Below are 18,384 nucleotides of genomic sequence, written 5' to 3'. Positions count from 1 at the left end.
TAATCACCAGGAAGTACGGTGTTCGCGTGGACATCGAACCGCCACTAGGGCGATACCGGATCCGAGTCGGCGCTGAGGTCGCGGAAGCGCTGGGCACGGGCGCCCCGGTGGTCGCGCTGGAGAGCACGATCATCTCCCACGGGCTGCCCCGTCCACGCAACCTCGAGGTCGCCGCCGAGATCGAGCGCACGGTCCGAGCCACCGGCGCGGTCCCCGCCACCGTCGGCGTCATCGGCGGCGAGATCGTCGTCGGTCTGGACGAGCCGCAGCTGCGCCACCTGGCGCTGACCGACGGCGTCGCCAAGGCCAGCGTCCGCGACCTGCCGGTCCTGGCCGCGAAGCGGCTGGACGGAGCCACCACCGTGGCGAGCACCGCCGCCGTGGCGGCAGCGGTCGGCATCCCGGTCTTCGCGACCGGCGGGCTCGGCGGTGTGCACCGGGACGCGTCGACCACGTTCGACGAGTCGGCCGACCTGGGCACGCTGGCCCGGACGCCGATCGCGGTGGTGTGCGCGGGCGTGAAGTCGATCCTCGACGTGCCGGCGACGCTCGAGCGGCTCGAGTCCTCGGGCGTCACGGTGCTGGGCTACCGCACCGACCGGTTCCCCGGCTTCTACCTCTCCGACTCCGGGCACCCGGTGGGCTGGCGCGCCGACGACCCGGCCGAGATCGCCGAGACGCTGCGGGCCGCGCGGGAGCTGAAGCTCGGCGAGGGCGCTGTCGTCGTCGCGAACCCGCTGCCGACCGACGAGCAGCTCGACCCGGCGCTGCACGACCGGGTGCTCACCGAGGGCCTCGCCGGGCTCGAGCGGGAAGGCGTCACCGGCAAGGACGTGACGCCGTACCTGCTGGCGCACTTCCACTCGGCGACCGAGGGGCAGAGCCTCGTCGTCAACACCCGCATCATCCTGCGGAACGCGGAGCTGGCCGGCCAGATCGCCGTCGCGTTCACCGGAACGCGGACGGCCCTCGCGTGACCACGGTCTGCTGACGCCATGACCACCGATCCCTCCGGCGACCCCGCCGGCGCGCCCGAGCCGGAGCGCGGGCGCGTCGTTGTCGTGGGCGATCTGGCCACGGACATCGTGATCAGCACGGACGGTCCGCCGGCGGTGGGCTCGGACCGGCCGGCGCGCATCCGGTACAGCGGGGGCGGTGCGGCGGCGAACACCGCGGTGTGGCTCGCGCGCGTCGGGGTGCCGGTGACGCTCGTCGCCCGGGTCGGCGACGACGCGCCCGGACGGGAACGGGTCGCGGAGCTGGTCGAGGCCGGGGTGGAGCCGGCGGTCGCTGTCGACACCGAGTTGCCGACCGCGTCGATCGCGGTGCTGGTCGACGGCGACGGGGAGCGGACGATGTTCCCGGACCGGGCCGCCGCGGACCGGCTCGACCCGACGGACGTCGCTGCGGCCGTGGGGCGCGACGACGTGCGGCACCTGCACCTGAGCGGGTACGCGCTGTTGGACTCCGGGTCGCGGAAGGCCGGGTTGGCCGCGCTCGACACCGCGAAGCAACGCGGGTTGACGATCTCCGTGGACGCTGCGTCCGCGGCGCCGCTGGAGGCCGTGGGGCCCTGGCGGTTCCTGGAGTGGGTGTCCGGCGTGACTCTGGTGCTGGCCAACACCGCGGAGGCCGCGGTGCTGACCGGGTTCGCCGACCCGTCGGCGTCGGCAGCGCGGCTCGCCGAGGCGGCGAGCATCGCCGTGGTGAAGGACGGCGCCGGCGGCGCCTGGTGGCGCGGGACGAGCGGCGCGGCGTGGGTGGCCGCGGAGCCCGCCCGACGCGTGGTCGACACGACCGGCGCCGGCGACGCCTTCGCAGCCGGCCTACTCGCCGCCTGGCTGGGCGGCGCCGGCCCAGCCGGCGCGTTGGCGGCGGGTGCGCGGGCCGGGACGCTGGCAGTCGGCTTGCCGGGCGCGCGCCCCTGACGCGCGCCTAGCGCGGTCGGGGTCGCCGCCCACGCGTAGCGCGGCCCTGACGCGCGCGAGCCCGACCCTGGCATGCGCGGCTGGCGCGACCCGGGTGCGACCGGGGCGGTCAGTCCTGGTCGATTACCTTGGCCGGTGAGGGCGGTAACTCGCGGGCGTTGAGTTGGGGGCGCTCGGGCTGTCGCTCGGTCGGGGCTCGATCGTCGTCGGGCTGAGAAGACGTACGACCCAGGGAACGCGCTGCGGCAGGAACCCGGCGCAGCCGGTTGGTGAACCGGCTCTCCTCCCGCGGCGGACGGTCGTTGGCGACCATCACCGCGATCCACGGGAACAGCACCATCCCGACGGTGAGCACCCCGACCCAGACCAGCGCGTACGGCGCCTTCACGCTGACCAGGACCGCCGCGAGGATCAGGCACACGACGCGCATCATCATCAGCCCGAAGTACTGCCGCTGACGGTGGCGCAGCTGATCAGCGGGACTCCGCTCGGCCTCGGTGATCAACTCGACCCGAGAACGCCTCTGCACGCGCTCCACCCGCTTCACTCGGGGGCGCCCGGTCGCCCTGGGGCCGGGTACCGCACCACTCCATCGTTGCACCGCGCACCGGCCACCGCCACGCGGAACGGACGTCAGGCGGGTGCGGGTTGCTCCGTGGGCTGCTTCTGCCGGGCGACGCCGTTCGCGGACCGCTTGCCGTTGTTGGCCGGCTCCGGATCGGTGGGCGGCAGACCGAGCAGCCGCCGGCACCCCTCGACCCCCTCGACCTCGACCGGCGCCAGGCCGTAGCCCTGCCGGTGCAGCGCCCACCGCTCCCGCGACAGGCGCGAGGTGAGCATGTGGGTGACGACACCCTCGTGCACCTCGTACGTGTCACCGCAGGGGCTGTAACCGAGCGAGCGGGTGACGCCCAGCGCCGCGTCGTTGCCCTCGGCCGACTCGCTCTCGACCGAGACCGCACCGAGCCCTTCGAACGCCAGGTGCAGCGCGAGCGCACGCATCGCCTTGCCGTGGCCCTGCCTGCGGTGTTCCTCTCCCAGCCAGGACGACGTCTCGACGATGCGGCGGCGCGGGAAGTCGTCGGCCTTGAGGTCCTGCTGGCCGACCAGCACACCGTCGACGTACGCGGCGAGGCAGATGCGCCAGGAGGCCGGTGCGATCTCCGCACGCGACCGCCAGACCTGGCGGAGCACCGCCTGCGCGGCCATCTCCTGGGGTGTGGTCACGCCGCTGATCGGCAGCGTCGGGTCATAGCCGGCCTCGACCGGCACCAGGGCGGCCAGAGCGGGCAGGTCCTCGTCCGTCGGCGGGCGCAGTTCGACGGAACCCGCGCGTACCCGCAGCCCGGACAGCGGCCAGAGCATCACCGTACGGCCTCCTTCGCCTTCGCCTTGGCGGCCTTCTTGAACTCGCGGACGGCCTGGAGGGTCTCCGGGCCGGTCACGTCGGCGACCGAGCGCGTCGAGCCGTCCTCGCCGTAGGCACCGGCGGCTTCGCGCCAGCCTTCCGGACGGACGTCGAGCTGCTTACCGAGGAGCGCGACGAAGATGCGCGCCTTCTGGTCACCGAAACCGGGGAGCGCCTTGACGCGCTGGAGAAGGTCCTTGCCGCTCGCCGCGTCGAGCCACAGCCGCGCGGTTTCGCCGTCGTAGGCGTCCAGCACGTGTGCGGCGACCGTCTGGACGCGCGCGGCCATCGCCTGCGGGTAGCGGTGCAGGGCGGGCGGGGTCGCGAACAGCGCGGCGAATTCCTCCGGGTCGAACGCGGCGATCGCGGCCGGATCGAGCCGGGTCACACCCATGCGTCGACCGAGTTCGTAGGGCGACGCGAACGCCCGCTCCATCGGGAACTGCTGATCCAGCAGCATGCCGACGAGCAGCGCCAACGGGTCGTCAGCCAGGAACGCGTCGGCATCGACGTCCTGGCTCAGACGCAGCCTCACCATGGGTCCAGCCTGCCACGTCCGGGGCCCTCTGCTCCCCCGGGGGCGCGAACGCGAATTCTCCGGGAGAGGATGGCGCGGTGACCGATCCGCTGCTTTCTCCGGACCAGATTTCGTCGCTGCGAAGCGCTCTGGGCGACGCGAACTTCACGCCGGCGGGCGTGGCCGACCGCTTGGGCGAGACCGCCGGCGGAGCGCTCGGCCGCGGCGAGTTCCTCGCGGTGCGGCACGCGTTGCGCGAGCAGGGCGGGGACGACCCGCTCGGCACGCTGATCGCGCTGTTCCCGACCGGCGCGACCGTGTCCGAGAAAGCTGCTGATCTCGCTTTCGGGTCGTTCGGCCTGGCAGGGGCGATCTCTACCGGGTTGGTCGAGAAGATAGACGATGGTGTGCGCGCGGCGATCGACCTGTCGCCGTACGGCGACGACGACGGCGACTGGTGGGTGCTCTCGGACCTCGGATCCGACGTCCGGCCGGGCCCGGTCCGCAGCGACCACGTCCTCGGGATCGGCGGCGCCTCGGTGACGCTGGCGCAGTCGACGGTGCGCCCGCCGGTCGGGTCCGCTCTCGATCTGGGCACCGGGTGCGGAGTCCAGGCATTGCACTTGTCGCGGCACGTCGAGGCCGTCACTGTGACGGATCTCTCCGAGCGCGCGCTGCGCTTCGCGGCGACGAATGCCCTGCTTAATGGGTTCAGCTGGGAAGCGCTGGCGGGGGACATGGCGTCACCGGTGGCGGGGCGGACGTTCGATCTCGTGGTGAGCAATCCGCCGTTCGTCGTCGGGCCGGCCCGGCACGACCGGATGGTCTACCGGGACTCCGGGCGGGAGGGGGACGGGATCTGCTCGGAGCTGGTCGCGGCCCTGCCGTCGCTGCTGAACCCGAGCGGATACGGGCAGCTCCTGGCCAACTGGTTGCACATCGAGGGTGAGCCGTGGGAGGAGCGGGTCGGCGGCTGGCTCGAGGCCACCGGGCTGGACGCGCACGCGGTGCAGCGCGAGGCGCTCGACCCGGCCGGGTACGTGGCACTGTGGTTGCGTGACGCCGGTGAGCTGAACACCGCCCGCCGCACCGACGAGTGGCTGGAGTGGTTCACCGAGCACCGGGTGGACGCGGTGGGCTTCGGCCTGATCAGCGTCCACGCGTCCGGGGCGTCGCAGCCCGTGGTGCGGGTGGAAGAGGCGATGCAGGAGCACGACACGGTGATCGGGCCGGAGGAGCAGGCCTGGTTCGACCGGGTCTCGTTCGTGCGGGGTGCGGACCTGCTGAAGACGCGGCTCGTGGCGTCGCCGGCGCTGCGGTTGCGGCAGACCGCGTCGCTGGGCGCTGACGGCTGGGACGTCGACCGGCAGGTGCTGGCGATGGAGTCGGGCTGGCGCTGGGCGCAGGAGGTCGATCCGGTGACCGTGGCGCTGGTCGGTGGGTGCGACGGGTCGGTGACGCTCGCCGACCAGCTGTCGGTGCTGGCCGTGGCGTACGACGCCGAGCCGGTGGCGCTGGCGACGGTGGCGATTCCGCTGGTGGGGCGACTCGTCGAGCGCGGAATGCTGCTGCCGGCATGAGGGCGGTGGTGCAGACGGTGTCGTCGGCGTCCGTGACCGTGGACGGAGAGGTGGTCGGCGCCATCGACGCCGGCCTGCTGGTGCTCGTCGGGGTGTCCCGGCACGACACCGCCTCCGAGGCGACGCTCCTGGCCCGGAAAGTGCACGACCTGCGGATCCTCGACGGGGAGAAATCGGCGTCCGACGTCGATGCCCCGCTGCTCGTCGTGAGTCAGTTCACTCTGTACGGCGACACCCGCAAGGGGCGGCGACCGTCGTGGAGTGCCGCGGCGCCGGCCGAGCAGGCCGAGCCCCTCGTGGACGCGGTCGTCGCCGCCTTGCGCGACCGGGGCGCAACGGTCGAGACAGGTCGATTTCGGACACACATGCTCGTTGCGTCAGTGAACGTCGGTCCGCAGACGATTCTTCTCGAGACTTAAGAGGCGTTAAGCCGGTGCAGAAGCCTAGTTAAGTCCGGACTCACCGATTCGGTCACTCGTGCGGCCCCTGCCTTCTTTTGCGACCGCGTTACGAATACCGTGCCGATACATGGACGACGTGGCGCTTGTTGCAGCGGTGCAGCGTGGTGATGAAGAAGCGCTGGCCGATCTGTTCGAGGAGTGTCATGGCTGGACGTACTCCACCTGCCTGAACGCACTCCGCGACGCGGACGCGGCCGAGGAGGCCACCGCCCGGGTGTTCGAGGTCGCGATCCGGACCCGGCTCGCCGGGGCGCACGCGCTGCGCCCGGCGATGATCCGGTTGATCCACGAGGCCTGCACCGAGATGGAGCAGGAGCTCCGGGTCCGCCGCGGACGCCGCAAGGGCGAGCAGCCGCCGGCCGCGCCGGACCCCAAGGACCTGCGGCTGGTGGCGTGGCGGGCGGCCGGTGACCTGGCGCCGGCCGACCGGATCCTGTTCGCGCTCGCGGCCGGGATGGCGCTGACGAACGAGTCGATCGCGATGGCGGTGTCCGCGGACAAGCCGGGAGCGGTCGCGAAACGGCTCGACGCGATCCGCGAGCACGTGGTCGCGGACGTTCTCGCGGCCCGTTCGCTGGACGACTGCGACGACCTGCGGGACACGCTGCGGTACTCGGCGAAGGAGCCCGACGCCGCCGCCCGCAAGAAGGTGCGTGCGCACCTCGCGGGTCGGCGGGGCACTCCGCCGTGCGCGAAGTGCGTCAAGGCGTACGAGCGGTGGCCGCTGGCCGCGCTCGCGGCGCTGCTGCCGCTGACCGCGGTGCCGTCCGGGATGAGCGACCGGCTGCTCGACCGCATGGAGCTGGCGCTGCGCGCCGGGCTCGCCGCGGGCAAGGACCGCAAGCGCGCGGTGACCGCGTCGGTGATCGACGGTACGACGGCCACCCCCGGCGCCCCGTCCCGCCCGGCCCCTCCGATCCCGGCCGGCCGACCGGCCGACGCCCGGTTAGCCGACGCCGAGGCTCGGCCGTCTGATGGCTCGGGGCTTCGCGCCGGTCGGATCGGGACGATGGGGACCACTGCGGTGCTCACGGCGACCGTGGTGGTGCTCGGGATCGCCGGGGTGGCCGCACTGGCGGTCCACCGCTCCCCCGCGAGCACGACCGAGAGCCTCGTCGCCGACCCGACCCCGCTCCCCCGCGCCGCCGGCGGAAGGCTCGTTCCGCGCCCGGTCCCGTCGCTGCGCGCCCGCACGAGCACACCTGCCGCACCGCCCACGACGACCCGGGCACCGAAGAAGTCCCCCGAGACGTCGATCCGGCCAGTGGCGGGCTCCGTGGCCCCCACGACGACCCCGGACCCGTTCGCGGCCTTCGGCACGCTGACGATCCTCGGCCCGGGTTCCGTCGGGTTCTCCGACCCCGACGCCCGCGTCGCGGACGTGACCCTCTCGGTGGCCGTCCCGGACGGCTTCGACGCCACGCTGCTGGACTCCACGCTGACGTGGTCGGGCTCCTACGTTCTCAAGCAGGAGACGCAGTACGCCGACCTGGGGAGCGGCCAGGATCTGACCGCGACCCTGCAGGGAGCCGCCCGCTGCACCACGGTCTGGACGGTCACCGCGACGCTCACCCCGCCCAACGGCGCACCGCAGCACGCGACCACCGAGGTCTCAGTGAATTGCTAGTGGCACCAGGAATGCCCAGAACGGCACCGTGATCGTCACGATCGCCGCCGCGTAGGACACCGACCGCAGCAGCAGCGACGGCGCCGAGGGCTCCAGCAGCCGCTGCACCCGCGGCAGCACCGCGTAGTCCGTCGAACCGAGCGCCCCGGATGGCGTCGTGCCGCTGGACGCCACGCCCACGCGCGCCAGCGCCGCAGCCAGCACGGCCCGGTCGCGCCCGAGGCAGGCCCTGTCGTCGGCGAGCATCTCGACGAGTTGCGCGACAGCGGTACGCACCCGCTGCGTACCCGCGAGCCCGAACATCGCCGACGACCACGCGGCGAACGGCAGCAGCAACAGGTCGTGCCGCTCGGCCAGGTGCGCGTGCTCGTGCGCGAGCACCGCATCCAGCTCGTCAGCGTCCAACAGCGAAAGTGCACCGGTGGTGATCACGACCCGCGAGCTCGGCCCCGGCAGGCAGTAGGCCGCCGCGGCCGGGTGCTCGATCAACCGCGCACCGGCCCCGGTGGCCCGTGCCGGGCTCAGCCGGTTGGGCCACGGCGTGCTCACCAGGTCGACCAGCTCGCGCTGGCGCGACCGGACCCGCGTGGCCTTCCACGACGACACCGCGGTCATCGTCAACAACCAACCGAACAGACCGACGGCCGCACCGAGCAGGAACAGGTGGAACACGTCGAGTCGGCCGCCGGACCGCCAGTAGGCGGCGAACGCCGCCGGAAGCGAATCCCCGAGCGGCGCCAGCGCGGCGGCCAGCACGGAACCACCGGCGGCCAGACCGCCGGCCAGTCCGAGCGCCTGCCACAGCACCAGGACGGCCCGCGGCTCCCGCTGCACCCACTCCGCGCGGGAGAGGACAGCGGGGACCGGACCGATCAACAGGACGGCGACGATGCCGAGACCCGCAACCGTGGGGAGCACGACGCGGGCCTAGGCCGAGGCCTTGCCCGCCCGGCGTAGCGCCTGATCGAGAGCCCCGGAGAGGGCTTCGGCCTCCTCCGGGCTCACCCGACCGGCGAACCGGACCAGCGCGGCGGTGCGGTCGGAGGCGTCGCCGAGCGCCTCGTCCATCAACTCGGCGATGTAGTCCTCGCGGGTGGCGGTGGGCGTGTAGGTGTGGGCCCACCGGTCACGGCAGCGTTCCACTCTGCCCTTGGACTCGAGCCGGGACAGCACGGTGAGCACCGTGGTTTTCGCCAACTCACGGTTCGCCAGTGAGTCAGCGACTTCACGGGCAGTTCTGGGAGCGTCGGCGGACCAGAGGACCTCCATCACCGCACGCTCGAGCTCGCCCAACCGGGCCATGGGGGGTTCTCCTTCCGCCGCGACGGACGCGACCTCCAGTCTACGGAATGTAGAAAGCGAACGAGGAATCGTCCGAACGGACCGCTCTGTCCGGTGGCTCAGGTGAGTTCCCGCAATCGGTGTCGGGTAGCCGACAGTAATCGTCGACCCGGGGCGTGGCGGGGCGTTCACACATGTAGCGGCAGGTCATCGCAGTTGCCCTGGCCTGCGGAAGCGTCCACCTCACACGGATCTCACATCTGCCTTACATCGCCTTCACGGCGCGGGCGGGACTCTGGTTTCCACGACAGACGGTACGCGGGGGCGTCCACCTCTCCCGCGGCACAAGGAGGCGAGCCGGGTGTCCGTTCCGCTCATGTTCGAGGAAGCGTTCGACGTGTACCTCGTGCCTGGTGATGTCGACGCCGACAACGCCGATGTCCCCCGTAGCGACGACGCTGTCTCGCAATCCCGCATCGACGGGACCGAGGACGAGCCCGAGACCCCGCGGAAGCCGCGCGGTCGCGGGGACGAGTCCGGACGTGGGGTCTCTGCCGACCTGGTCCGGGCCTACCTCAACGGGATCGGCAAGACCAAGCTGCTGACCGCGGTCGAGGAGGTCGACCTCGCGAAGCGCATCGAGGCGGGTCTCTTCGCCGGCCAGGCGCTGGCTGACGCCTCTCTCGACGACGACTACCGCCGCGATTTGGACGAGGTCGCCCGGGACGGCGTCGCCGCGAAGAACCACCTGCTGGAGGCGAACCTCCGCCTCGTGGTCAGCGTGGCCAAGCGCTACACCGGCCGGGGCATGTCGCTGCTGGACCTGATCCAGGAAGGCAACCTGGGGCTCATCCGGGCGGTCGAGAAGTTCGACTACACCAAGGGCTTCAAGTTCTCGACCTACGCCACCTGGTGGATCCGCCAGGCGATCACCCGGGCGATGGCCGACCAGTCCCGCACGATCCGCCTCCCCGTTCACCTCGTGGAGCAGATCAACCGGCTGGTGCGGGCCCGCCGTGACCTCTCGATCCAGCTGGGCCGCGAGCCTTCGCCGGCCGAACTGGCCACCGAGCTGGGCATCGAGCCGTTCCGCGTCGTCGAGCTCCTCGGCTACGACCGCGAGCCGGTCAGCCTGGACCAGACCGTCGGCGACGACGGCGAGAGCCAGCTGGGCGACTTCATCGCGGACACCGACCCGATGAGCCCCGTCGACAACGTCTCGTACGGGCTGCTCAAGGCCGAGGTCAACAAGGTCCTGGCGACGCTGTCCGACCGCGAGCGCGAGGTCATCCGCCTGCGCTTCGGCCTCGACGACGGCCGCCAGCGCACGCTCGACGAGATCGGCCGCGACTTCGGCCTCTCGCGTGAGCGCATCCGCCAGATCGAGAAGGGCACGATGGCGAAGCTCCGCGACCCCCTGCGGGCGGAGCCCCTGCGCGCCTACGTCAGCTGACGCTTTCCCACCATCGGCGGCCGGTCCCCTCGGGGGCCGGCCGCTTTCGTGCTGACGCGTGCCGAGTCGGCTCGGCGCGTCAGCGGAGGCGGCGGGCGCCCTCGTCGAGGCGGGGGGCGGCGGGGCGTTCGATGCGCACGGTGGCGTGCAGGACGGTGATGCCCTCCGGCGAGGCGAGGACCGGGTTGAGCGTCAGCGCGCGGAGGGCCGGCAGTTCGTCGGCGAGTGCGCCGACCCGCAGCAGCAGGTCCTCGCAGGCCGCCGCGTCCACCGGCCGCGCACCCCGGTAGCCGAACAGCATCGGCGACGCGAGCGGCTCACGGAGCAGGTCGGCGGCGTCCCGGTCGGTGAGCGGTGCGGCCCGCCACGCGCGGTCGCCGATCAGCTCGGTGGCGATACCGCCCAGGCCGAACCCGACGACCGGCCCGAACGCCGTGTCCTGCACGACCTCGGCGACACACACCACACCGCCCCGCGCCATCCGCTGCACCAGCACCGTGGGGTTCGGGTTTCCCGACGCCGCCGCGATGCCGTGGTACGCCGCCCGGGCGTCCCGGGGCGAGTCCACGTCGAGCCGGACCGTGCCGAGATCCGCACGGTGCCGCAGCGTCTCGTCGGCGGCCTTCACCGCGACCGGGTACCCGAGCTCGGACGCGGCGGCCACCACCGCGTCGGCCCCGACCACCCGGTGGCTCGGCCACACCGTGACGCCGTACGCGGCGAGCAGCTCCGCCGCCTCGTTGTCCTCCAGGTCGACGCCCTCGGGGTGCTTGTCGAGCGTGCGCCCGACGATCGTCCGGGCACGTCCGGGGTCGACGTCGGCCAGCGACGGCAGCAGACCCGCCGGCGTGCTGCGCCACTCCGCGTACGTCGCGACCTTGCCGAGCGTGCGTGCCGCGGCCTCCGGCGTCGCGTACGACGGCACTGAGCCCCGCGCGATCGCGGCTTGCTCGGGGTCCACCCGACGCAGACGTTCGGGCATGCCGTTGGCGGCGAGGAACGACGCGATCACCGGGATCCGCGCATCGGCGCCGACCTCACGCAGGACGTCGGCGTATGCCGACTCGGGCACTGCCAGCGCGGGCACGAACACGACGAGCACCGCGTCGATCCCGGTCGCGGCGACCGCGGAGCGCAGGGCGTCGCGCAGTTCGTCGGGCGTGACGTTCGGGCCGACGTCGACGCGCCAGTCGAGCGGAACCTCGAGGCGGTTCGCCTCGCACGCGTCCGTGGCCAGCGCGACCAGCACCGCGGAGTTCCCGATCACCGCGGTACGGCGGCCGGTGGGCAGCGGCTGGTACGCCAGCAGCTGGCCGATGTTGAACATCTCGCCCAGCGCCTCGGCCCGGATGACGCCGGACGCCCGGTACAGCGCCTGCAGCCCGCGCTCCCCCGGCCCGCCGGTGAGCCCCGGCGTCACGCCACGGCTCTTGAGCACGACGACCGGCTTGCGCCGGGCCAGCCCGCGCGCCACCCGGGTGAACTTGCGGGGGTTCCCGAAGGTCTCCAGGTACATCATGACGACGTCGGTCGCCGGGTCGTCGCGCCAGTACTGGAGCAGGTCGTTGCCGGACACGTCGGCGCGGTTGCCTGCCGACGCGAACGTCGAGATGCCCAGGCCGCGGCGGTCGACCTCGGCGAGCAGCGCGATGCCGAGCGCCCCGGACTGGGTGAAGAACCCGACCCGGCCCCGGCCCGGGACGTGCGGGGCGAGCGTGGCGTTGAGCGACACCGCCGGATCGGTGTTGGCCAGCCCGAAGCAGTTCGGGCCGATCACCCGCATGCCGTTGATCCGCGCCATCTCGACGAGACGGGCCTGCGCGCGGGCCCCTTCCTCGCCGGTCTCGGCGAATCCACTGGTGAGGATGACCAGGCCGGCGACCTGCCTGGCGGCACAGTCCTCGACGACGGCCTGGACGCTCGCGGCCGGCACGGCGATGACCGCGAGGTCGACCTGGCCGGGGATGTCGCGGACCGACGCGAACGACGGGACACCGTCGATCTCGGGCGCACTCGGGTTGACCGGGTGCAACTGGCCGGTGAAGCCTGCCTCGCGGATGTTGTCGAAGACCGCGCGGCCCATTCCGCCGTCCGTGCGACTCACACCGATCACCGCGACCGCCGACGGGTTCATCAGGCGGCGGATCGAGCGGGCCTCGGTGCGGCGCTCGCGGTCGTGCAGCACCTCGAGGACCTGCGGCGTCTCGCGAGTGTCGAACGTCAGGTGGACGACCCCGTCGGCGAAGCTGCGGTCGACGTCGTAGCCGGCGTCGGTGAACACGCGGATCATCGCGCCGTTCTGCGGCAGGATCTCGGCGACGAACCGCGTGATGCCCTCTTCGCGGGCGGCTTCGGCGAGGTGCTCGAGCATCACCGAGGCGATGCCTCGGCCCTGATGGGCGTCCTCGACGACGAACGCGACCTCGGCGGTGTCGGGTTCGGACAGTTGCTCGTAGCGGCCGACCGCGATGAGGTCGCTGCCGAGCACGGCGACGAGTGCCTCGCGGCCGGCGTGGTCGACCTCGGTGAAGCGCTTCAGGTCACGCGGCGGAATGCGCGGATACGGCGAGAAGTAGCGCAGGTAGCGCGTGCGGTCGGAGAACCGCGAGTGCAGCGCCACGATCCCGTCGGCGTCCTCCGGCCGGATCGGCCGGATGTGCACGGTGCCGCCGTCCGACAGCACGACGTCGGCCTGCCGGTGCTCCGGATAGGGCTTGTCCACCGCCTCATCGTGCGCCACGGTGCTCTGCTCAGCGGGCTGCGGCGCGCCGTCGGGCGGGTCGGCGGACACGTCAGTCGCGCGGGTCGTCGGGGTCGAGACCGTGCAGGGGGAACACCGCCCGGCGGGTGGCCAGGATCGCGCGGTCGACCGGGTCGGTGCGCGACCCCGGATCCCATGGCTGGAACGACGCGTCGGCGCCGTCGCCCATCACGGTGGGGACCTTCGCGGCCGGACGCTTCGACGAGGCGAAGCCCCGCCACGTGTCGGGCGTGGCCCGCGCCGTGCTCATCGGCTCACCCGTGGCGCTCGCCAGCAGGTGCGACCAGGTGCGCGGAACGACGTCGACCAGGCCGTAGCCGCCGCCACCGAACACCACCCAGCGCCCGCCGGTGAGTTCGTGCGCGAGCCGCCGCATCTCCAGCTGTGCCGCGCGCTGCCCCTCGACCGAGAGCATGAGGTTCGCGAGCGGGTCGCGGTAGTGCGAATCGCACCCGCACTGGCTCACCAGCACCTGCGGCCGGAACGCGCGCACGACCGACGGCACGACCGCGTGGAACGCCCGCAGCCAGCCCGCGTCACCGGTGCCGGCCGGGAGCGCGACGTTCACCGCGGCACCTTCTGCGCCGGGCCCGCCGACCTCGGTGGGGAAGCCGGTGCCCGGGAACAGCGACACCGGCGACTCGTGCAGGCTCACGGTGAGCACGCGCGGGTCGTTCCAGAAGACCGCCTGCACGCCGTCGCCGTGGTGCACGTCGATGTCGACGTAGGCCACGCGCTCGGCGCCGAGCTCGAGCATCCGCGCGATCGCGATGGCCGGGTCGTTGTAGACGCAGAAGCCGCTCGCCCGATCGGGCATCGCGTGGTGCAGGCCGCCGGACACGTTGATCGCGTGCAGGGCCTCCCCCCGCCACACCGCCTCGGCCGCGCGCACGCTCATGCCGGTGATCAGCGCCGCCGCCTCGTGCATGCCCTCGAACAGCGGATTGTCGGACGTGTTCAGCCCCCACCCGCGGAAGAACGGGTCGTGCGGCGCGGCCTGGACGGCGTGGAGGTACGCGTCCTGGTGGACCAGGCGCAGCGTGTCTCGATCGGCCGGGGGCGCGGCGATCACCGACACGTTCGGGCGGTCGAGGACGCCGAGATCGCGGGCGAGCGCGATCGTCAGCTCCACCCGCACCGGGTCGAGCGGATGGTCTCCGAAGTTGTAGGAGGCCACCGCCGGATCCCACAGCACGGTGACCGGAGCGGCCTGAGTCTGCGCGTTGATCTGGTGGTCCGACGTCACGCTTCCCATCTCATCACGCGCGGCGTGCGGGCGGACGGGCTGTCCACAACCCGGCGTCTTCCACCAAATCTTGAATGGTTCAAGAAAATGGCAGAGCAGGGTATGCTTTCGGCATAGTGAAGCCCATGCCTTGCCGGCCCGTACCGGTGAGCTCCTCGGTACCTGGGCAGCGGTGAAAGAAGCGAGGCGGCGGACGTGAGTGACCTGATCGACACCACGGAGATGTACCTGCGCACCATCCTCGAGTTGGAGGAGGAAGGGATCACGCCGCTGCGCGCGCGCATCGCTGAACGCCTGCACCAGAGCGGGCCGACGGTGAGCCAGACTGTCGCGCGGATGGAGCGTGACGGCCTCCTCACGGTGCAGGGCGACCGGCACCTGGAATTGACCGATCTCGGCCGGCACCGCGCCGTGTCCGTGATGCGCAAGCACCGGTTGGCCGAGCTGTTGCTCGTCAACGTGATCGGGCTGGAGTACGAGGCTGCGCACTCCGAAGCCTGTCGGTGGGAGCACGTCATGAGCGCCGAGGTGGAGCAGAAGGTCTACCAGCTGCTCGGCCGCCCGCGCGTCTCCCCGTACGGCAACCGCATCCCCGGGCTCGCCGAGCTCGACACCAACATCGTCGACACCCCGCTCGCCCCCACGGGCGAGGTCACGCTGGCGTCGGCGCCGACGGGTGACGAGGTCGTGATCGAGCGGCTCTCGGAGCAGTTGCAGAGCGACACGAACCTGATCCACGACCTGCACTCGGCGGGCGTCGAGCCCGGCGTCTCGGTCATGGTCGACCGGTCCGACCGCGATGTGACGCTGACCCACGGCGACACCACCGTGAAGATCCCCCGCAGCCTGGCCAACCTGGTTTTCGTCTCTTCCTCCTGAGCTCCGTTCGTCGCGAAGCCCCCGGCCGGTGGCCGGGGGCTTCGTCGTGTTCAGGAGGGCTCGGAGTCCTGGAGGGCCACGTACTCCTCGACCTCGTGCGGGGTCGGGTCGATGCCGGCGTTCTCCGCGTACTCCTCGGCGACGTCGGCCTGGTTGTCCGGGTCGACCTCGACGGTGTCGTCGAGGTCGTCCGTGCGTAGCTCGTTGTCCGGCATGGCGAAAGCCCCTGTTCGACGGCGTTGGAACCGCCGACATACCCAGCGCCGGAGCTCACATACGCCACTCGCGCATCAGCTGGGGATGATCTTGGGAGCCAGCGCCTGGAGCTTCGGGAGATACCCCTTCGCCTCGGTGCTGCCGGTGCCCTGCTCGGTGGCCAGCGAGAGCGTGTACACGTTCTCGTCGCCGAGCCAGCCGATCTTCGCCACCGGGCCCGCCGAGCCGGTCGCGGCGACCAGCTGCTGGTACGCGGCGCGGCCGAGGCCCTCGAGCTCGCTGGTGTTGTCGGGCACGAAGTCCTTTCCGTAGTCCTCCGCGCTCACCTCGTCGTCGCCCAGCGGCGTGGCGACGAACGTCAGGTCGGGCAGCGCGGCCTCCAGCGGCGTCAGCACGCACGTGCGGGCCGAGCCGGACTTCCCGCTCGCGGCCGCGATCTGGAACGTGAGCCCGAGCGCCTGGCGGACCTCGGTGAACGTCACCGACTCGCACAGGCCTCCGGCTGCGGCCGCCGGCGGCAGACTCGGCGGCGGAACCGACGGCGAGGGGGACGCCGAGGGAGAGGCCGCAGTGGGCTCGGACACGCTCGGAGCTGACGCCTCGGACTTGGCCGACGACGGCTCGCCCCCGTCCTTGTCGCCGCTGCAGGCCGCCGACGTCAGCAGCCCGCCGAGCGCCAGAACGAGGCCGGCGACCCGGACGAGCCTCCGATCGGTCCGGGGCTGCCCGGTCGTACGGGGACGCCCAGCACCACGGGGACGCCCAGCACCACGGGGACGCCCGGCCTTACGGAGACGCCCGGCACTACGGGGACGCATTGGCACAATCCTCCGGCTCCTACCTGCGCGGGCGCACGACCCCGCGCTCGTTCGGCGGCCATCATCGCGCATCCGCACCGCCGTCCGGGCTCGGGGCGGAACGTGCCGACCCGGAACCCGCACCGTCCAGGCCGAGCGCCGACTCCACGTCCGTCGGCCGGAAGCCGCTCTTCAGACTGGTGAGCACGAGACCGGCCATCCGGTAGTCGGGATCGTCGTCCAGTGCCCGCCGTAAGCACGCGTCGGCGAGGGCTCCGTCGCCCCGACGATAGGCGCTCACCGCAAGCAACGTGGCCGGGCCGGCGGCGTACGGCGCGGGCACCCGCCGCACGATTTGACCCCAGAGCGAGACGGCGGTGTCCGCGAGCGGACCGCTGGTCCAGGCGAACGACGCGTCCCGCACGGCCAGGTGGGTGAGCGCCACGGCGACGAACGCGATCGTCCGATCGCTGTACGCCCGCGCCGAATCGTCCGGCGTCGAATCAGCTGGCGTCGAATCGGCTGGCGTCGAATCAGCGGGGGCCACTTCGGACCCGCGGCGCAGCAGCGTGTGCAGATCGGTGAGGTCGCGGGCCGCCCGCCGACCGGGCGGCACACCCGCCAGCGCGTACTCCCGTTCCCGGATCGCGACCAGCAACGCCTCGGTGGGCTCGTCCGGATCCCGCTCGACCGACGCCACCAGCTGCGACCGGTCGGCGAAGACCGGGCGCCCCGACGCCACCCGCAGCACGTCCAGCAGCGTCGCGGGGCCCTCCTCCACCCCCAACCCGTCGGGCGGACAGCACGGCCCGTCGCACGAGTAGGACCACCAGCGCCCGCTCTCGGCACGCAGCAGTTCGCGCACCTCGAGCCCGGCTCCGCGTAGCGCCTTCTGGGCCGCGTACGCCGCTGCCGCTCCGGGGAGGTGCCCACGGGCACGGGCGGGCTCGACGTCCTGACTGACGTCGAAATCGGCGGTGAACAGCACCACGACGCAGGCGCACACGTCCTCGGCGCTCAGCCGGGCAGCGACCTGCTCCGCGACCACGGCCTCCAGACCGGGCGGGGGCAGATCGACCCGCATGGTCATCCGCAGGCGCAGACGCCGGCCCGCGAGGCCGAGCACGACCAGGCTGGACCGCGGGTGGAACCCGAGCAGCGAGGGGATCGCGCGGACGATCTCCGGCGGGGTGGTCAACCGCACCGTGGGCTGTGTCGTCGTCATGGACGAGCAGCCTCGCGGCCGGGCCGGCGCCCCACCACGGCCTCCGCGGGCGCCTGGGGACAACCCCGGCCGCTGGGGACAGCGGCACGCGCCCGACCGGTTCGCTACGGGAGCGCGCCGGCCCGCCAGGCGTCGGCGGCGCGGCCGAGACCGTCGGCGCAGGCACGGTTGCGCCCCGCCCGGTCCCGTTCGGCGTCGCCCTCCGGACCCTCGGCCGCGAGGAAGTCCCGCCCGGCGGCGACCACCCGGAAGAACGCGGCGCCGCGTTCGAGCGCGACGCCCAGATCGCCCTGGTAGAGCCCGTTCAGCACGTCGTCGGCCACGGTCGCGATCGCGTTGGGGTCCGCGTCGTCACGGACCCCCGCGACGACCTCGTCGACCGGCGCGAGCGACCGCCCGGTGCGGTAGAGGCGCGCCACCTCGGACCCGTTCTCCGTGCACCACGTACGCAGCAGGTACAGCGCCCAGAGCGCGCCGGGCAGCGAGTCCGGCGGTGCACCGCGCCAGAGCTCGGCCAGGGTGTCCAGCCCGACGGTGTCGGCCAGGCGCACCAGCCGGTCCGTGGGCTCGTCGTCGTCCGCCGTGTCACGACCGACCGAGACCAGCGCCGCGGCGGTGGCGTGCGCCAGCTCCATCCGGGCGGACGGCTCGTTCGCGATCGAGCCGGCGACGAGCCGCTCCAGGTCGGCGGCGACGATCGGGCGATGGTGACGGGGCGGTTCGGACACGAAGGCGGCCTCCTGAACTCAACAATCGTCTTCCAGCGTAAGCACGACCGGGCCGACACGCGGCACCTCTGGACGATCCGACGGCAACTGGAATCCCGGGCGACCTTGTACCCTGGTGTTCAGTGCGCCGGTCCGATCCAGGCCCCCGGTCCCAACTAAGTCGCTGCGAGCGACCTTCCGCCGAGAGGCGACCCGGCGGGTCGGCGCACTACTCAAAGGCCGTCCCCCACCAGGGGCGGCCTTTGCTTTATCCACAGGTAGCGAGTCCGCGATGCCA

Annotated in this window: 18 protein-coding genes; 7 read left to right on the top strand and 11 right to left on the bottom strand. The window is 72.6% G+C overall.

Translation table 11 applies throughout. From position 1 onward, the window contains the following. Window positions 1-2 precede the first annotated feature (2 nt). Both ACGFY5_RS19155 and ACGFY5_RS19150 read left to right on the top strand, forming a co-directional pair. Entirely contained in the window at window positions 3-977 is a 975-nt protein-coding gene (locus ACGFY5_RS19155) for a pseudouridine-5'-phosphate glycosidase (protein ID WP_392722544.1), read from the top strand. Window positions 978-995: 18 nt separating this feature from the next. After that, window positions 996-1,928 carry a carbohydrate kinase family protein gene (locus ACGFY5_RS19150; RefSeq protein WP_392721453.1) on the top strand — a complete coding sequence of 311 codons (933 nt, stop codon included), beginning with the start codon at window positions 996-998 and terminating at the stop codon, window positions 1,926-1,928. Window positions 1,929-2,037: 109 nt separating this feature from the next. Here ACGFY5_RS19150 and ACGFY5_RS19145 read toward each other — a convergent pair whose 3' ends face one another. The 3 genes from ACGFY5_RS19145 to ACGFY5_RS19135 all read right to left on the bottom strand — a co-directional run bounded on the left by ACGFY5_RS19145 (window position 2,038) and on the right by ACGFY5_RS19135 (window position 3,874). After that, entirely contained in the window at window positions 2,038-2,457 is a 420-nt protein-coding gene (locus ACGFY5_RS19145) for a DUF3099 domain-containing protein (RefSeq protein WP_392721452.1), read from the bottom strand. A gap of 104 nt (window positions 2,458-2,561) precedes the next feature. Continuing rightward, window positions 2,562-3,293 carry a GNAT family N-acetyltransferase gene (locus tag ACGFY5_RS19140; protein ID WP_392722541.1) on the bottom strand — a complete coding sequence of 244 codons (732 nt, stop codon included), beginning with the start codon at window positions 3,291-3,293 and terminating at the stop codon, window positions 2,562-2,564. Beyond that, on the bottom strand, window positions 3,293-3,874 hold the full coding sequence (locus tag ACGFY5_RS19135) for an HhH-GPD-type base excision DNA repair protein (RefSeq protein WP_392721450.1): 582 nt from the start codon (window positions 3,872-3,874) through the stop codon (window positions 3,293-3,295). Before ACGFY5_RS19135 ends, ACGFY5_RS19140 begins: the two co-directional genes overlap by 1 nt. 77 nt (window positions 3,875-3,951) lie before the next feature. Between ACGFY5_RS19135 and ACGFY5_RS19130 the strand changes: the two genes are divergently transcribed. The 3 genes from ACGFY5_RS19130 to ACGFY5_RS19120 all read left to right on the top strand — a co-directional run bounded on the left by ACGFY5_RS19130 (window position 3,952) and on the right by ACGFY5_RS19120 (window position 7,521). Then, complete coding sequence (locus ACGFY5_RS19130) at window positions 3,952-5,433, top strand: methyltransferase (RefSeq protein ID WP_392721448.1); 1,482 nt, start codon at window positions 3,952-3,954, stop codon at window positions 5,431-5,433. Continuing rightward, window positions 5,430-5,852 (top strand): D-aminoacyl-tRNA deacylase, encoded by a 423-nt coding sequence (dtd, locus tag ACGFY5_RS19125; protein WP_392721446.1) that lies wholly within the window; start codon window positions 5,430-5,432, stop codon window positions 5,850-5,852. The genes ACGFY5_RS19130 and dtd overlap by 4 nt, the downstream gene beginning before the upstream one ends. 109 nt (window positions 5,853-5,961) lie before the next feature. Continuing rightward, window positions 5,962-7,521 carry a hypothetical protein gene (locus tag ACGFY5_RS19120; RefSeq protein ID WP_392721444.1) on the top strand — a complete coding sequence of 520 codons (1,560 nt, stop codon included), beginning with the start codon at window positions 5,962-5,964 and terminating at the stop codon, window positions 7,519-7,521. Here ACGFY5_RS19120 and ACGFY5_RS19115 read toward each other — a convergent pair. Together ACGFY5_RS19115 and ACGFY5_RS19110 are read right to left on the bottom strand one after the other, a co-directional pair. Beyond that, window positions 7,507-8,439, bottom strand: a complete 933-nt coding sequence (locus tag ACGFY5_RS19115; RefSeq protein WP_392721441.1) for a M56 family metallopeptidase — start codon at window positions 8,437-8,439, stop codon at window positions 7,507-7,509. The genes ACGFY5_RS19120 and ACGFY5_RS19115 overlap by 15 nt on opposite strands. A gap of 9 nt (window positions 8,440-8,448) precedes the next feature. After that, complete coding sequence (locus ACGFY5_RS19110; RefSeq protein WP_392721440.1) at window positions 8,449-8,823, bottom strand: BlaI/MecI/CopY family transcriptional regulator; 375 nt, start codon at window positions 8,821-8,823, stop codon at window positions 8,449-8,451. 340 nt (window positions 8,824-9,163) lie between these two features. On the opposite strand from ACGFY5_RS19110, the gene sigB reads away from it, so the two are divergent. Beyond that, a complete protein-coding gene (sigB, locus tag ACGFY5_RS19105; protein WP_392721437.1) occupies window positions 9,164-10,255 on the top strand; it encodes an RNA polymerase sigma factor SigB in 1,092 nt (363 codons plus the stop codon). 79 nt (window positions 10,256-10,334) lie between these two features. Here sigB and ACGFY5_RS19100 read toward each other — a convergent pair whose 3' ends face one another. Beyond that, on the bottom strand, window positions 10,335-12,995 hold the full coding sequence (locus ACGFY5_RS19100) for a GNAT family N-acetyltransferase (protein ID WP_392721436.1): 2,661 nt from the start codon (window positions 12,993-12,995) through the stop codon (window positions 10,335-10,337). Window positions 12,996-13,047: 52 nt separating this feature from the next. Beyond that, window positions 13,048-14,262 carry an acetoin utilization protein AcuC gene (locus ACGFY5_RS19095; RefSeq protein WP_392721435.1) on the bottom strand — a complete coding sequence of 405 codons (1,215 nt, stop codon included), beginning with the start codon at window positions 14,260-14,262 and terminating at the stop codon, window positions 13,048-13,050. Between the two features lie 222 nt (window positions 14,263-14,484). Here ACGFY5_RS19095 and ACGFY5_RS19090 point away from each other — a divergent pair, with 222 nt between their 5' ends. Continuing rightward, window positions 14,485-15,141: an iron dependent repressor, metal binding and dimerization domain protein gene (locus ACGFY5_RS19090; protein WP_392722539.1), complete on the top strand. Its 657-nt coding sequence runs from the start codon at window positions 14,485-14,487 to the stop codon at window positions 15,139-15,141. Window positions 15,142-15,191: 50 nt separating this feature from the next. Here ACGFY5_RS19090 and ACGFY5_RS19085 read toward each other — a convergent pair whose 3' ends face one another. The 4 genes from ACGFY5_RS19085 to ACGFY5_RS19070 form a co-directional block, all read right to left on the bottom strand. Further along, window positions 15,192-15,356 carry a hypothetical protein gene (locus ACGFY5_RS19085; protein WP_392721434.1) on the bottom strand — a complete coding sequence of 55 codons (165 nt, stop codon included), beginning with the start codon at window positions 15,354-15,356 and terminating at the stop codon, window positions 15,192-15,194. A gap of 75 nt (window positions 15,357-15,431) precedes the next feature. After that, window positions 15,432-16,175 carry a hypothetical protein gene (locus ACGFY5_RS19080; RefSeq protein ID WP_392721432.1) on the bottom strand — a complete coding sequence of 248 codons (744 nt, stop codon included), beginning with the start codon at window positions 16,173-16,175 and terminating at the stop codon, window positions 15,432-15,434. Window positions 16,176-16,236: 61 nt separating this feature from the next. Continuing rightward, window positions 16,237-17,379: a DUF4192 domain-containing protein gene (locus tag ACGFY5_RS19075; RefSeq protein WP_392721430.1), complete on the bottom strand. Its 1,143-nt coding sequence runs from the start codon at window positions 17,377-17,379 to the stop codon at window positions 16,237-16,239. Between the two features lie 104 nt (window positions 17,380-17,483). Then, window positions 17,484-18,107: a hypothetical protein gene (locus tag ACGFY5_RS19070; RefSeq protein WP_392721429.1), complete on the bottom strand. Its 624-nt coding sequence runs from the start codon at window positions 18,105-18,107 to the stop codon at window positions 17,484-17,486. Window positions 18,108-18,384 lie beyond the last annotated feature (277 nt).

Origin of the sequence: Cryptosporangium sp. NPDC048952 (assembly GCF_043197895.1) — a bacterium.
GTDB lineage: Bacteria > Actinomycetota > Actinomycetes > Mycobacteriales > Cryptosporangiaceae > Cryptosporangium.
The sequence above is the reverse complement of the archived record's forward strand: the minus strand, read 5'-3'. Positions and strand labels throughout refer to the sequence as shown.